Consider the following 14427-nt stretch of genomic DNA (forward strand, 5'->3'; position numbering starts at 1 on the left):
GAATGCGCGGAAACAGAGGTTCGGGCTCGACCATGCAAGGGCCTGGAACCAAGGCCAAGCGGCGTATAACGCGGAGCGTTATACGCCCTACACACTTCTCTGCCTTTCACCCTCCGACCGCTACCGTTCGTCCGCCTCGCTAAAGCTTCCTACAGAAAATGCCGACTTCTTGTCTGAAGGCCGCATCAGCCGGCGCTTCAGCCCCGGGCAAGGGCTTCCCGGCACAGGAGTGCCACCGGCCGCACGTCACCCGCGGACGGCCCCACCGCCGCCCCACCCGGCGCGCGGTCTGTAGTCCGGGGGCTCGGAACCATCGCCGAGGCCCCCAAATCACTGGCCCCATCCCTGGATGCAAAAACAAGATGATGAAGAACCTGAAGTTCAGCCACAAAATACTGCTGGCCGCTTCTCTGGTGGTTTTCGCCGCATTCGCGCTCTTCACCCTGTACAACGACTCCCTGCAGCGCAACGCCATCCGCGCGGACCTGGAGTCCTACCTGCAGGAAATGGGTGAAGTCACCGCCAGCAACATCCAGAACTGGCTCAGCGGGCGCATCCTGCTGGTGGAGCACACCGCCCAGAGCATCGGCCGCGACAGCGCGCCGGCCAGCCTCGGCGGCCTGCTGGAGCAGAAGGCGCTGACCTCGACCTTCAGCTTCACCTACCTCGGCCAGGCCGACGGCACCTTCACCATGCGCCCGGACGACAAGATGCCCGACGGCTACGACCCGCGCACCCGCCCCTGGTACAAGGACGCCCTGGCCGCCGGCGGCACCACCCTGACCGAACCCTACGTCGATGCCGCCACCGGCCAACTGATCATCACCATCGCCACGCCGGCCCAGGCCGCCGGCAAGACCGTGGGCGTGGTCGGCGGCGACCTCAACCTGCAGGCCATCGTGCAAATCATCAACTCGCTGGACTTCAGCGGCATGGGCTACGCCTTCCTGGTCAGCGGCGACGGCAAGGTGCTGGTCGCCCCGGACAAGCAGCAGGTGATGAAGAACCTCAGCGAAATCTACCCACAGAACACCCCGCGGATCGGCAGCGGCTTCAGCGAGAGCGAGCTCAACGGCTCTACCCGCATCCTCGCCTTCGCCCCGGTCAAGGGCCTGCCTTCAGTGAACTGGTACATCGGCCTGTCCATCGACAAGGACAAGGCCTACGCCATGCTCAGCGACTTCCGCACCTCGGCGGTGATAGCCGCGCTGGTCGCCATAGTCGCGATCCTTCTGCTGCTGGGCATGCTGATCCGCGTGCTGATGCAGCCGCTCACCGCCATGGGCCGCGCCATGCAGGACATCGCCCAGGGCGAAGGCGACCTGACCAAGCGCCTGGCGGTGCACAGCCGCGACGAGTTCGGCGCCCTGGCCGAAGCCTTCAACCGCTTCGTCGAGCGTATCCACGAGTCCATCCGCGAAGTGGCCGGCACCGCGCGCCAACTGCATGACGTGTCGCAACTGGTGGTCAACGCCTCCAACTCGTCCATGGCCAACTCCGACGAGCAGGCCAACCGCACCAACAGCGTGGCCGCGGCGATCAACGAGCTGGGCGCCGCCGCCCAGGAGATCGCCCGCAACGCCGCCGATGCCTCGCACCACGCCAGCGACGCCAGCCACCAGGCCGGCGACGGCCGTCAAGTAGTGGAGCAGACCATCGCCGCGATGAACCAGCTGTCGGAGAAGATCAGCTACGCCAGCACCCACATCGAGTCGCTGAATAGCCGCACGGTGAACATCGGGCAGATTCTCGAAGTGATCAAGGGCATCTCCGAGCAGACCAACCTGCTGGCGCTCAACGCCGCCATCGAAGCCGCCCGCGCCGGCGAGGCGGGCCGCGGCTTCGCCGTGGTGGCCGACGAGGTGCGCAACCTGGCGCACCGCGCCCAGGAGGCCGCGCAGCAGATCCAGGGCATGATCGAGGAACTGCAGGTGGGCGCCCGCGAGGCGGTCACCACCATGGGCGAAAGCCAGCGCTACAGCCTGGAGAGCGTGGAGATCGCCAACCGCGCCGGCCAGCGCCTGGCCAGCGTGACCGGGCGGATCAGCGAGATCGATGCGATGAACCAGTCGGTTGCCACCGCCACCGAAGAGCAGACCGCGGTGGTCGACTCGCTGAACATGGACATCACCGAGATCAACACCCTCAACCAGGAAGGCGTGGAGAACCTCAAGGCCACCCTGCGCGCCTGCGCCGACCTGGAGACCCAGGCCGGGCGGCTGCGGCAGTTGGTGGACAGCTTCCGTATCTGAACCGCCATCCATGAACAAGGCGCCTGCGGGCGCCTTTTTCATGTTCGCAAGAGGCCACCTGCAGGAGCGGGCCTTGCCCGCGAATCGCGCGCAGGGCGCGCTCCTACAGGGGTGCGGGGCATGGGCACCCGTAGGGCGAATAACCGTTCGCGGTTATACGCCGATACACCGATCTCATGCCCGGCCCATCGCGGACGGAGTCCGCTCCTACGGTTCCAGGAAGCACGGCTTTTCGTAGGATGGCGTTGAGCGAAGCGATACCCATCAGCGCAACCGCATGGGTTTCGCAAGCTCAACCCATCCTACGAAGAGCATCGCGGCGCCGGCTGTAAGCGATATGCCCACCTACCGCCGCTTGCCGCCCAGCAGCGAGCCCATCAGCCCGCGCACCAGCTCGCGGCCGATCTGGTTGGCGGCCTGGCGCACCACCGTCTTCATGGTCTGGCTGGCCAGGTTGCCGAGGATTTCCCCGGCCATGCTGCCCAGGCTGCTGCCGGCGTCGGCCTTGGTTTCGCTGGGCGCCATCTTCTCGTCGGTGCGCCCGGTCAGGCGCTCGTAGGCCGATTCGCGGTCGATCGGCTTGTCGTAGCGCCCGGCCAGGGGCGAAGTGCGGATGATCTGCGCGCGCTCGGCGTCGGTCAGCGGGCCGATGCGCGACTGCGGCGGGGCGATGGCCACGCGCTGGACCATGGCCGGGGTGCCCTTCTCTTCCAGGGTGCCCACCAGCGCTTCGCCGATGCCCAGTTCGGTGAGCACCTTCAGGGTGTCGAACGTCGGGTTCGGGCGGAAGCCGTCGGCCACCGCGCGCAGGGATTTCTGCTCCTTGGCGGTGAAGGCGCGCAGGCCGTGCTGGATGCGCAGGCCGAGCTGGGCCAGGACGTCGTCCGGCAGGTCGCTGGGCGACTGGGTGACGAAGTACACACCCACGCCCTTGGAGCGGATCAGCCGCACCACCTGCTCCAGGCGGTCGTGCAGGGCCTTGGGCGTGCCGTTGAACAGCAGGTGCGCTTCGTCGAAGAACAGCGCCAGCACCGGCTTGTCGGCATCGCCGCGCTCGGGCAGTTGCTCGAACAGCTCCGACAGCAGCCAGAGCAGGAAGGTGGCGTAGACCTTGGGCGCCTCGTGCACCAGCTTGCTGGCGTCGAGCAGGTGGATGCGCCCGCGGCCGTCGGAATCCGGGTGCAGGATGTCTTCCAGCTGCAGCGCCGGTTCGCCGAAGAAGGCCTCGGCGCCCTGCTGCTCGAGGGTCGCCAGGCGCCGCAGCAGCGCCTGGGACGAGGCGCCGGTGAACAGCGCGCGGTCGTCGCCGAGCACTTCCGGGTGGTCCTTGAGGTAATTGAGCAGCGCCTTGAGGTCCTTCAGGTCGAGCAGCAGCAGGCCCTGCTGGTCGGCCACCTTGAAGGCGGCGAAGAGCGCGGCCTGCTGGCTGTCGGTCAGCTCCAGCAGGTTGCCCAGCAGCAGCGGGCCCATCTCGCTGAGGGTGGTGCGCAGCGGGTGGCCGCTGTGGCCGGCGACGTCCCACAGGCTCACCGGGTAGGCCTGGGCCTGGTAGCCCAGCCAGGGCATCGAGGCGATGCGCTCGGCCACCTTGCCCTGCGGGTTGCCCGCCGCGCCCAGGCCGCAGAGGTCGCCCTTGATGTCGGCGGCGAACACCGCGATGCCGGCATCGCTGAAGCTCTCGGCCAGGTGCTGCAGGGTCACCGTCTTGCCGGTGCCGGTGGCGCCGGCGATCAGGCCGTGGCGGTTGGCCAGCTTCCACGGCTGGCTGACGGGCTGGCCATCGGGACCGGCGCCGATGATGAGTTGGTTGCTTGCTGACATCCTTGCTCCCCTGGTGAACGGAAGGTCACCCGGCAAGACTGGCGCTTCGCGCGCCCGAGCGCAACGGCGCCGCAGCGCTTTTCAGCCGCGGGCCTCGTCGACGCGGAAGACGTGCTTGAGGTAGCGGCCGAAATTCTCGTCGTTGCATTGCATCTTGCCCGGGGTATCGGAGATTTTCGCCACCGGCTGGCCATTGCAGGCGGTCATTTTCAGCACGATGTTCATCGGCTCGACGCCGGGGATGTCGCAGGTGAAATGGGTGCCGATGCCGAAGCTGACGTCGATGCGCCCGCGCAGCGAGCGGTAGATGTGCAGCGCCCGCGGCAGGTCGAGGCCGTCGGAGAACACCAGGGTCTTGCTGCGCGGGTCGATGCCGAGGCTCTCGTAGTGGGTGATGGCCTTCTCCGCCCAGACCAGCGGGTCGCCGGAGTCGTGGCGCAGGCCGTCGAAGAGCTTGGCGAAGTACAGGTCGAAGTCGCGCAGGAAGGCATCCATGGTGATCACGTCGGTCAGGGCGATGCCCAGTTGGCCGCGGTACTCGCGGACCCAGGCGTCCAGCGCGGCGGCCTGGCTGTCGATCAGCCGCGGGCCGAGCTGCTGGTGGGCCATCAGCCATTCGTGGGCCATGGTGCCCAGCGGCTTGAGGTCGAGCTTGCGCGCCAGGTGCACGTTGCTGGTGCCGACGAAGCGCCCGGGGAAGCTCGCCTTCAGCTCGCGCACCACGCATTCCTGCACAGCATAGGAGAAGCGCCGACGGGTGCCGAAGTCGGCCATCTTGAAGCCGGCCAGTTCCTCGGCGCTGGCCTCGCGGCGCAGCCAGTCGAGCTTGTCGCTCAGGCGCTCGCGCACCAGGTCGAGGGTCACCTGTGGATAACGCTGCAGGTTGCGCGCCTCGCTGATGCTGGCCAGCACAGGCACCTCGAAGAGGATCACGTGCAGCCAGGGGCCTTTCAGGCGCAGGAAGAACTCGTCGTTCTCGATGCCGGTCTGCACGTAGCGCATGTTGAAGCGGAACAGGCCGAGGAAGCGGATGAAGTCCGGCTTGAAGAAGGGAATGCGTTCGAGGAAGGCCAGTTGCTCGCTGCTGAAGCTCAACCCGGCCAGCGCCTCGATGCGCTCGCGGATGCGCGCCAGGTAGGGGCGCAGGTCCTCGCGGTTGCGGCAACGGAACTCCCACTCCACCTCGACGTTGGGGTAGTTGTGCAACACCGCCTGCATCATGCTCAACTTGTAGAAGTCGGTATCCAGCAGGTTCTGCACGCCGAAGGGGGTGAATGCGGACTCAGCCATGCTCGCCTCTCGCTTGTCGTCAGCTTGCAGTCTAACGGGATGTGTTCGGCAGGCGCAGAAAATCCGTAGCCCTCCGGCAAACACAAGACCCGTAGGATGGCGTTGAGCGGAGCGATACCCATCCGTTGAGGCGCGCCTTGGCGCAGCCGGCAAGACAGTTGCTCCTACGAGTTCAGGGAGACACGGGCGGACTTTGTCCGCGATTGGATTCACCGGCCACGCCGGGCCCCGGTGCATCATGAAAAATGCCGTTTCCCCCATAGGGAGAAACGGCATTCTTTTCTTCACCGCCGAGGCGGACCCTGCTCAACGTGGCGCGCTGACACCACCCTGCGACATGCCAAAGAGGAACAGCAGCAGATCGTGGTCCGGCCGCGCCGCCTGTTTGGCCTGCACGTTCGCCGGCACACGGCAGCTGGCCTGCTCGCCATGGGAGCCGATCACCTCGGGACCCGGCTCATGCCAGGCAGCCGCCGCCAGCGTTGCCACGCCCAGGGCGCCAACGAGGAGCAAACTTCGTGTGATTTCTAGTTTCATGCCTGCAACCCTTTGATGGCGCTGCCAAACGCCGCCTCGTAACCATAGACAAAGGCTTGCCATTGCGCTTCCGTCCACGACGAACGGCGCTTCACCTGGCGCAGGTCGTGGCGGGCCGCGCGGCGGGCGCTGAAGCGCTGGCGGGCTTTTTCCAGGTCGATCAGGGCGACGTCGATCTGCTCGCCCTCGACCTTGACGAAGACATGCTTGAGGTACAGGCAGCCATGCTGCCAGCGGCCCAGGTTGAGCCTGGCGAGGGTCTTGCCGTACTGCTGCAGGATGCGCTGGTGCACGGCCTCGCCCCAGCGCTCGTGGTCGCCGCGGGCGTAGCAGTCTTCCAGGCTCGAATAGCCGTCCAGCGACTCGGTGACCAGCAGCGCCTGCCATTCGCCGTCCACTTTGCGGCAGCCGGCGTAGACCAGGGTCGGCACCTTGACGCCCAGGCTCGCGGCGGCCTGCAGCGCATCGCGCTCGCGGATGGCGGTCGGGTAGCCGAAGGGGTGCAGCAGGTCGCGGTAGATATGCCCGACCTGCTGCTTGCGGTAGAGCAGGCGGCCATCGTCGGTCAGCACGCGCTGGACCCCGCTTTCGCCGCCCCGCCGCCGATTCGGCTCCTCTACCCATTTGCCGGGAATCTGCAACCAGCGATCGATGGCATCTTCACCGGAAATTCGCTGCAGAGCTGCCAAATCAGCGCCCATCATTACTCCTTACGCAGAATGTAGACCCGCCACATGTGCACCAGCGGGACGAAATCGATATGGTCCTGCACCGAGAAACCGGCCTGGCGGAACTCCTCCTCGATGCTGCGGGCAGGAATCACGAAGCGGTTCTGGTACGCGTGCTTCTTGCGCCCTTCCTCGGCGCGACGGCGTTTCCAGGCCTTGAAGTTGCCGTCGACCCACAGCGAGAGGATCACGCTGTCGCGGGTCACGCGGTGGAACTCGCGCAGCATGGTCATGCGGTCGCTCGGCTCACCGATGTGGTGCATCAGGCGCATGCTGAAGATGCTGTCGACGGCGTTGTCCGGCAGATCGATGGCGAACGCCGAAGTCTGCAAAGGCCGCACGCGTTTGACAACCTCCTCCGGCTGGCCGGCGCAGGCCACGGCGATCATGTCGGCGGAATTGTCCGCGCCGATGATCACCCGGTTGTCCTTCTCGGCCAGCATCGGCCAGAAGCGCCCGGCGCCGCACGGCAGGTCCAGCACCAGGTTCGGCTGGCCGGCCAGCTTGAGTGCCTGGCGGGCGATCTGGACATCGCGCCAATGGGAAAGTTTCCGGGACAGCCCACTGCGATGCTTGCGCAGGTAGCGCTCGGCATGCTGACGGTCGTACTTCTGGGAAAACTCAAGCTCGACGGGCTTGTCGCTCATGATGGGGTTCCTGCTCATTTTTTATACGAAACTAAGGGTGATTCTGTATCCATGCGGTCATGCGCATGTGAAAAATTCGTCAAGGCTCGCCCACCAGGCGAACCTCGAAACGGCATCCGTGCGGCTGCGCCGGCGTCAGGTCGACTTCCCAGCCTTCCGCCGCGCAGATCCGCTTCACCAGCGAAAGGCCCAGGCCAAGGCCCTCGCCGCGCTGTTGCGGGCCGCGGACGAAGGGCTGGAACATGCGTTCGCGCTGCTCCTCGGGGATGCCCTGGCCGCTGTCCTCGACGACGAAACCGCTGTCGGTCAATTGCAAGCGGATATGTCCGGCGTCCGTGTAGTGCATGGCGTTGCGCAACAGATTGCTCATCACCGAGCGCAGGAAGGCCGCGTTGTATTCCTCCGGCGGCACGCCCTGCACCTCGTAGATCAGCTGCAGCCCCTTGGCCTCGATGGGCCCGCGCCATTGCCCGGCCAGGTCGTCGGCGATGCGCTGCAGGCCGGCCCGCGGGGCGATGTCCAGTTCCTTGGTGCGCGAGCGCGCCAGCATCAGGAAGGTCTGCACCAGGTCGCGCATTTCCTCGCTGGCGCTGGCGATCCGCGCCAGTTGGGTGCGCGCCTTCGGGCTCAGGCCCGGTTCCTCGGCAAGCAGCTCGCTGCTGGTGGCGATCACCATCAGCGGCGTGCGCAGTTCGTGGCTGACGTCGCTGGTGAACAGCTTCTCGCGGGTCAGCACCTGGTGCAGTTGGCCGATCGCATAGTCGAAGGCCTCGGCCAGTTCGCCGACCTCGTCGTGGGCGTAGTCCGGCGCCAGCGGCGGCGCCAGGTCCAGCAACTGGTCGCGGTGGCGCACCTGGCGCGCCAGGCGCACCACCGGCTCCATCACCTTGCGCGAGAGCAGCCAGCCGAGCAGGCCGGCCAGCGCCAGACTGAGCACGTAGCCGGTCACCACGGCGGCGTACAGCACCTGCTCGCGCGCCTCGAAATCGCTCTGGTCCTGCAGCAGCACGTAGCGGCGGCCGTCGGTGTCGCGCACCAGCGCGTGGAACGACAGCTCGCCGTCGAACACTTCGTGGAAGCCCGACTCCAGGCGCCGCAGCGCCGGCGGCATGGCGTAGATGCCGACGCCGTCGCTGACGAAGAAGCGCATGCCGGGGTCCAGCCGCGGACCCCTGCCGCTGTGCAGGTCCTCGTTGATGATGCGGTCCAGTTCGCCGCCCAGGTCACGGGAGATCAGGCGTTCCTCGACCACGTGCACCACGCCGACGATGCTCAGGGAAAACAGGCCGCCGACCAGCGCGGTCATGAACACGAAGGCAAAGACGATCCGGCGGGAAAGGCTCTGCCTATACTCCATTCGTTTCCTCCGCCAGGCGGTAGCCGACACCGTGGACGGTGTGCAGCAACGGCAGGGCGAAAGGCTTGTCGATCACCTGGCGCAGTTGATGCACGTGGCTGCGCAGGCTGTCGCTGTCCGGGCAGTCGTCGCCCCAGACGGCTTCCTCGAGCACGTCGCGGCGCACCACGTGGGGGCTCTTCTGCATCAGCACGGCCAGCAGCTTGAGGCCGATGGGGTTGAGCTTGAGCGCCTTGCCGGCACGGTTCACTTCCAGGGTGTCGAGGTTGTAGCTCAGGTCCGCCACCTGCAGCTCGCGGCGGCCGCCGCCCTGGGTCCGGCGCAGCACCGCCTCGATGCGCGCGGCCAGCTCCGACAGGGCGAAGGGCTTGAGCAGGTAGTCGTCGGCGCCGGAGCGGAAGCCTTGCAGGCGGTCATCCAGTTGGTCGCGGGCGGTCAGCATGATCACCGGGGTGTCGCGCCGCGCGTCTTCGCGCAGGCGCCGGCACAGGGTGAAACCGTCCAGGCCGGGCAGCATCACGTCCAGGACGATCAGGTCGTAGTGCGCGGTGGCCGCCAGGTGCAGGCCAGACAGGCCGTCCTGCGCGCAATCCACCGTGTAACCCTTGAGCCCCAGGTAATCCGCCATGTTGGCCAGGATGTCCCGGTTGTCTTCCACCAACAGAATCCGCATGTTCCTCTCCGCTTTGCAGGGCACCCTAGACTAGCTCGCTTAATTGGAACTTAAGCGTCTTTGACGTTTTTTTCACAAAGCGCCAGGCCGCGCCAGCCGGGGCGTCAAGGGGATCGCAGGGGAGGTGTTGCGAAGGCCTGCAGAGGCGAACTTGCAGCGCCTCACTTGCCCATCAGCCAGTTGCCGCTGAACAGGCCGAGCAGGGTCATCGCCAGGGAGCCGCAGACATGCACGGCGACCGCGCCCATGGCCCAGGCCAGGCGGCCTTCCTGTAGCAGGGTGACGACCTCGGCGGAGAAGGTCGAGAAGGTGGTCAGGCCGCCGCAGAAGCCGGTGATGATCAGCAGCCGCCACTCCGGCGCTATGCCCTGGGCGCTGGCGAAGTAGGCGACGGCGACGCCGATGATGTAGCCGCCGATCAGGTTGGCGGCCAGGGTGCCGGGAGGAACGTTGGGCATCAGGCTGTTCAGCTTGAGGCCGAGGTACCAGCGCAGCAACGCGCCGATGGCGGCGCCGAGGGCGATGGCGAGAACGGGTTTCCACATGATCCTGTCCTTGAGGGGCTTTCGGACAGGCCGCAGGCGAACGCCTACGCGCCTGGTCCAGGTGAATGCGTAGGCATCATCAGCCACGGGGGCGGTTGAAGGAGGAATGCCATCTCCTGCGCGGCACATCTTGGCACAAAGGGCCGGAAACGAAAAAGCCCCGCCGAAGCGGGGCTATTTCTCAGCCTGGGGCCGGGAGGCTTACATCATGCCGCCCATGCCACCCATGCCGCCCATGTCCGGCATGGCCGGAGCGGCCTTGTCGTCCACCACTTCGGCAACCATGGCCTCGGTGGTGATCATCAGGCCGCCGATGGAGGCAGCGGCCTGCAGGGCCGAACGGGTGACCTTGGCCGGGTCCAGGATGCCCATCTCGATCATGTCGCCGTAGACACCGGTAGCGGCGTTGAAGCCGAAGTTGCCGGAGCCTTGCTTGACCTTGTCGACCACCACGCTCGGCTCGTCGCCGGCGTTGGCGACGATCTGGCGCAGCGGGGATTCGACGGCGCGGCGCAGCAGGGCGATGCCGACGTTCTGGTCTTCGTTGTCGCCCTTCAGGCCTTCGATGGCCTGCAGTGCGCGCACCAGGGCCACGCCACCGCCGGGGACCACGCCCTCTTCCACCGCAGCGCGGGTAGCGTGCAGGGCGTCTTCGACGCGGGCTTTCTTCTCTTTCATCTCGACTTCGGTGGCAGCGCCGACCTTGATCACGGCAACACCGCCGGCCAGCTTGGCCAGGCGCTCTTGCAGCTTCTCGCGGTCGTAGTCCGAGGAGGTCTCTTCGACCTGCTTGCGGATCTGGGCGACGCGGGCCTCGATGTCGGCCTGGGCGCCAGCGCCGTCGATGATGGTGGTGTTTTCCTTGTTGATGGTCACGCGCTTGGCGTTACCCAGGTGCTCCAGGGTGGCGCCTTCCAGGCTCAGACCGACTTCTTCGGAGATGACGGTACCGCCGGTCAGGACGGCGATGTCCTGCAGCATGGCCTTGCGGCGATCGCCGAAGCCCGGGGCCTTGACGGCGGCGACCTTGACGATGCCGCGCATGTTGTTGACCACCAGGGTGGCCAGGGCTTCGCCCTCGACGTCCTCGGCGACGATCAGCAGCGGACGGCCGGCCTTGGCGACGGCTTCCAGCACCGGCAGCATTTCGCGGATGTTGGAGATCTTCTTGTCGACCAGCAGCAGCAGCGGGTTTTCCAGCTCGGCCACCATGGTGTCCGGCTTGTTGATGAAGTAGGGCGACAGGTAGCCGCGGTCGAACTGCATGCCTTCGACGACGGACAGTTCGTTTTCCAGGCCCGAGCCTTCCTCTACGGTGATGACGCCTTCTTTACCGACCTTGTCCATGGCTTCGGCGATGATCTGGCCGATGGATTCGTCGGAGTTGGCGGAGATGGTGCCGACCTGGGCGATGGCCTTGGAGTCGGCGCAGGGCTTGGCCAGGTCCTTCAGCTGGGCGACGATGGCGATGGTGGCCTTGTCGATGCCGCGCTTCAGGTCCATCGGGTTCATGCCGGCGGCAACGGCCTTCAGGCCTTCGTTGACGATGGCCTGGGCCAGGACGGTGGCGGTGGTGGTGCCGTCACCGGCGGCGTCGTTGGCCTTGGAGGCAACGTCTTTCACCAGTTGGGCGCCCATGTTCTCGAACTTGTCCTTCAGTTCGATTTCCTTGGCGACGGACACGCCATCCTTGGTGATGGTCGGTGCGCCGAAGGACTTGTCCAGCACCACGTTACGGCCTTTCGGGCCGAGGGTGGCCTTGACGGCATCGGCCAGGACGTTCACGCCGACCAGCATTTTCTTGCGAGCGGAATCGCCGAATTTGACTTCTTTAGCAGCCATGTTCTGTTTCCTCTAAATCGAATTCAGTGGGGTTGGGGCGGACTGATCAGTCTTCCAGGACGGCGAGGATCTCGGACTCGCCCATCACCAGCAGTTCTTCGCCGTCGACCTTGATGGCGTTGCTGCCCGAGTAGGGGCCGAACACCACCTTGTCACCCACTTTCACTGCCAGAGCGCGAACTTCGCCGTTGTCCAGCACGCGGCCGGCACCGACGGCGACGACTTCGCCACGGTTCGGCTTCTCGGCGGCGGAACCCGGCAGCACGATGCCGCCTGCGGTCTTGGTTTCTTCCTCGCTGCGACGGATGACGACGCGATCATGCAGAGGACGAAGCTTCATAGTCGTAACTCTCCCAAACAGTGGTTTACAACGGCCGGATCAGTGTCCGGCAGGTTTTGTTGAAGCCGGCTTCGCCGGTTTGCGGCCCGACGGGCGAGCCGCGTAAGACAGCCTGTCCGAATGACAGGGACCTTGCGGTGCCTGCTACATGAGGTCGTCGTGGGGCATTTCAAGGCCGTGAAGAAAAAATTTTCAGCGCAGGCGATCGTTGTCGCGGCGTTCGAACTCGCCCTCGATCACGTTCGGCCCATGCGGGCCGCGGGATTGCGCCGACGGGTCGCCAGCGAAGGCGCGGCGCCGCTCTTCCTGCTCGCGCATGCGCCGGCGCAGGCCGCCCAGCAGCAGGCTGCGGGTGAACGGCAGCAGGCAGAGCAGGCCGATGACGTCGCTGATGAAGCCCGGCAGCATCAGCAGGGCGCCGCCGACGGCGATCAACAGGCCCTCGAGCATTTCCTGCTCGGGCAGCTCGCCGCGGGCCAGGCGCTCGCGGGCGCGCCACAGGGTGGCCAGCCCGGCCACGCGCAGCAGCGCCGCGCCAAGGAAGGCGCCGGCGATGAGCAGCAGCAGGGTCCAGCCCACGCCGATGACGCTGCCGACCTTGATCAGCACGGCCAGTTCGATCAGCGGGAAGAGCAGCAGGAAGAACAGGGTAACTCGCATTTCAGGGGTCCTTGGCGGGGCGTCGGCCCGGATATTCAGTAGTTGGCGCCGACACCCGCCTATTTCAAGCCTGGATCACCTCGGTACCCGGCCAGGCCTGCGCCCGCGCCAGTTGCACCAGCGCCTGGCGAACCTCGCCGGGGTTGGCGCAGGGCGCCGGGAACGGCAGCCAGTGGAGGATGGAGCCGACGCGCAGGTGGAAACCTTCCGTATCGATTCCCGCCAGCTCCGGGGCCTCGCCCACCGGCAGGCCGGCCAGCTCCAGGTAATGCACGATGGCGTTGGCGTGGTCCTGGTTCATGTGCCCGACCATGCCCCGCTCCACCTCGCCGACGAAGGGGTTGGCCAGCGGCACGCTGTCGGCGCCCAGCCAGTGGATGTCGCCGAAGCCGCCGATGAAGCGCCACTGCACCGGCTGCAGCACCCAGAAGTCGAAGTCGTGGGCCGTGTGGTAGTCGCGCGAGCCGGGGAAGAAGCGGTAGTAGCGCTCCGCCGCGGCCTCGATCTCCTCGACGTCTTCCAGCGGCCGGGCCTCGGCCAGCAGGGTCAGGCGGCCGGCGGCCTGGATGTCGTCGGCGCCGCGCTCGCCGACAAGCAGCGAGCACTTGGCGTCAGCCTGCAGGTTGTGGGTGTGCTGGGCGATCCGGCTGATCAGGATCAGCGGCCGGCCGGCGCCGTCCAGGCAGTATGGAACCACCGAGCCGAAGGGGTAGCCCGGCCACTTCTTCGACTGGGTGGAAAGCACTGCCCGGTATTCCTTGAGCAGCAATTCTCGGGCATTCTTGGCAGCTTTCACGCTCACCTTATGACTCCTCGCTAAGAATCCGTCGCAAACGGACGGGCACAGAAAATTCGTTCACCGTTGCCGGCGAGGCCAATCACTCGACATTGCCGTGGGGATTCCAACCATGCAATTGCAAGACAAGGTCATCATCATCACCGGCGGCGGCCAGGGCCTGGGCCGCGCCATGGGCGAGTTCCTCGCCGCCAAGGGAGCGAAACTGGCGCTGGTCGACCTGAACCAGGAGAAACTGGACGAGGCCGTCGCCGCCTGCAAGGCCGCCGGCGGCGACGCCCGCGCCTACCTGTGCAACGTGGCCAACGAGGAACAGGTTAGCCACATGGTGGCCCAGGTGGCCAGCGACTTCGGCGCCATCAACGGCCTGGTGAACAACGCCGGCATCCTGCGCGACGGCCTGACCATCAAGGTCAAGGACGGCCAGCTGAGCAAGATGAGCCTGGCCCAGTGGCAGGCGGTGATCGACGTCAACCTGACCGGCGTGTTCCTCTGCACCCGCGAAGTGGCGGCGAAGATGATCGAGCTGGACAACCAGGGCGCGATCGTCAACATCTCCAGCATCTCCCGCGCCGGCAACATGGGCCAGGCCAACTACTCCGCGGCCAAGGCCGGCGTCGCCGCCGACACCGTGGTCTGGGCCAAGGAACTGGCGCGCTACGGCATCCGCGTGGCCGGCGTGGCGCCGGGCTTCATCGAGACCGACATGGTCGCCAGCATGAAGCCCGAGGCCCTGGAGAAGATGACCAGCGGCATCCCGCTCAAGCGCCTGGGCCGCCCGGACGAGATCGCCCACTCGGTGGCCTACATCCTCGAGAACGACTACTACACCGGCCGCGTGCTGGAGCTGGATGGCGGGTTGAGATTGTAAAGCCCTAAGCCCTAAGCCCTAAGCCCTAAGCTGGAAGCTGGAAGCTGGAAGCGCCCTCCCGCCTCCAG

General features: G+C 66.3%; 14 protein-coding genes and 1 riboswitch. Of the genes, 2 read left to right on the top strand and 12 right to left on the bottom strand.

Annotation, left to right across the window (positions count from 1 at the left end):
* The first annotated feature begins 362 nt into the window (after window positions 1-362).
* Window positions 363-2252, top strand: coding sequence for a methyl-accepting chemotaxis protein (locus RN02_RS15355; RefSeq protein WP_043315185.1), 1890 nt, complete (start codon window positions 363-365; stop codon window positions 2250-2252).
* Between the two features lie 345 nt (window positions 2253-2597).
* On the opposite strand, the gene RN02_RS15360 is transcribed toward RN02_RS15355, so the two are convergent.
* The 12 genes from RN02_RS15360 to RN02_RS15415 form a co-directional block, all read right to left on the bottom strand.
* On the bottom strand, window positions 2598-4073 hold the full coding sequence (locus RN02_RS15360) for a helicase HerA-like domain-containing protein (protein ID WP_043315186.1): 1476 nt from the start codon (window positions 4071-4073) through the stop codon (window positions 2598-2600).
* An 81-nt stretch (window positions 4074-4154) separates the two neighbouring features.
* Window positions 4155-5363 carry a nicotinate phosphoribosyltransferase gene (gene pncB / locus RN02_RS15365; RefSeq protein WP_043315187.1) on the bottom strand — a complete coding sequence of 403 codons (1209 nt, stop codon included), beginning with the start codon at window positions 5361-5363 and terminating at the stop codon, window positions 4155-4157.
* 306 nt (window positions 5364-5669) lie between these two features.
* Entirely contained in the window at window positions 5670-5900 is a 231-nt protein-coding gene (locus RN02_RS15370; RefSeq protein WP_009617982.1) for a hypothetical protein, read from the bottom strand.
* Window positions 5897-6601 (bottom strand): lipopolysaccharide kinase InaA family protein, encoded by a 705-nt coding sequence (locus RN02_RS15375; protein WP_009617981.1) that lies wholly within the window; start codon window positions 6599-6601, stop codon window positions 5897-5899. The genes RN02_RS15370 and RN02_RS15375 overlap by 4 nt, the downstream gene beginning before the upstream one ends.
* 2 nt (window positions 6602-6603) lie before the next feature.
* Window positions 6604-7275, bottom strand: a complete 672-nt coding sequence (locus RN02_RS15380) for a class I SAM-dependent methyltransferase (RefSeq protein WP_009617980.1) — start codon at window positions 7273-7275, stop codon at window positions 6604-6606.
* A 79-nt stretch (window positions 7276-7354) separates the two neighbouring features.
* Entirely contained in the window at window positions 7355-8632 is a 1278-nt protein-coding gene (locus RN02_RS15385; RefSeq protein ID WP_043315189.1) for a sensor histidine kinase, read from the bottom strand.
* The gene (locus RN02_RS15390; protein ID WP_009617976.1) at window positions 8622-9305 is read right to left on the bottom strand and encodes a response regulator transcription factor; all 684 of its coding nucleotides are present in this window, start codon (window positions 9303-9305) and stop codon (window positions 8622-8624) included. Before RN02_RS15390 ends, RN02_RS15385 begins: the two co-directional genes overlap by 11 nt.
* Before the next feature lie 161 nt (window positions 9306-9466).
* Window positions 9467-9850: a fluoride efflux transporter CrcB gene (gene crcB, locus RN02_RS15395; protein ID WP_043315190.1), complete on the bottom strand. Its 384-nt coding sequence runs from the start codon at window positions 9848-9850 to the stop codon at window positions 9467-9469.
* Between the two features lie 63 nt (window positions 9851-9913).
* A riboswitch (Fluoride riboswitch) is annotated at window positions 9914-9976 on the bottom strand.
* 75 nt (window positions 9977-10051) lie between these two features.
* The gene (gene groL, locus RN02_RS15400) at window positions 10052-11692 is read right to left on the bottom strand and encodes a chaperonin GroEL (protein ID WP_009617969.1); all 1641 of its coding nucleotides are present in this window, start codon (window positions 11690-11692) and stop codon (window positions 10052-10054) included.
* A 46-nt stretch (window positions 11693-11738) separates the two neighbouring features.
* Window positions 11739-12032, bottom strand: a complete 294-nt coding sequence (locus RN02_RS15405; protein ID WP_009617968.1) for a co-chaperone GroES — start codon at window positions 12030-12032, stop codon at window positions 11739-11741.
* Between the two features lie 192 nt (window positions 12033-12224).
* The gene (locus RN02_RS15410; RefSeq protein WP_043315191.1) at window positions 12225-12692 is read right to left on the bottom strand and encodes an FxsA family protein; all 468 of its coding nucleotides are present in this window, start codon (window positions 12690-12692) and stop codon (window positions 12225-12227) included.
* A 64-nt stretch (window positions 12693-12756) separates the two neighbouring features.
* Window positions 12757-13494 carry a HugZ family pyridoxamine 5'-phosphate oxidase gene (locus tag RN02_RS15415; protein ID WP_043315192.1) on the bottom strand — a complete coding sequence of 246 codons (738 nt, stop codon included), beginning with the start codon at window positions 13492-13494 and terminating at the stop codon, window positions 12757-12759.
* A gap of 106 nt (window positions 13495-13600) precedes the next feature.
* Here RN02_RS15415 and RN02_RS15420 point away from each other — a divergent pair, with 106 nt between their 5' ends.
* Window positions 13601-14359, top strand: a complete 759-nt coding sequence (locus tag RN02_RS15420) for an SDR family oxidoreductase (RefSeq protein WP_009617962.1) — start codon at window positions 13601-13603, stop codon at window positions 14357-14359.
* Window positions 14360-14427 lie beyond the last annotated feature (68 nt).

This window comes from Pseudomonas sp. PI1 (assembly GCF_000812405.1).
Lineage (GTDB): Bacteria > Pseudomonadota > Gammaproteobacteria > Pseudomonadales > Pseudomonadaceae > Pseudomonas > Pseudomonas citronellolis.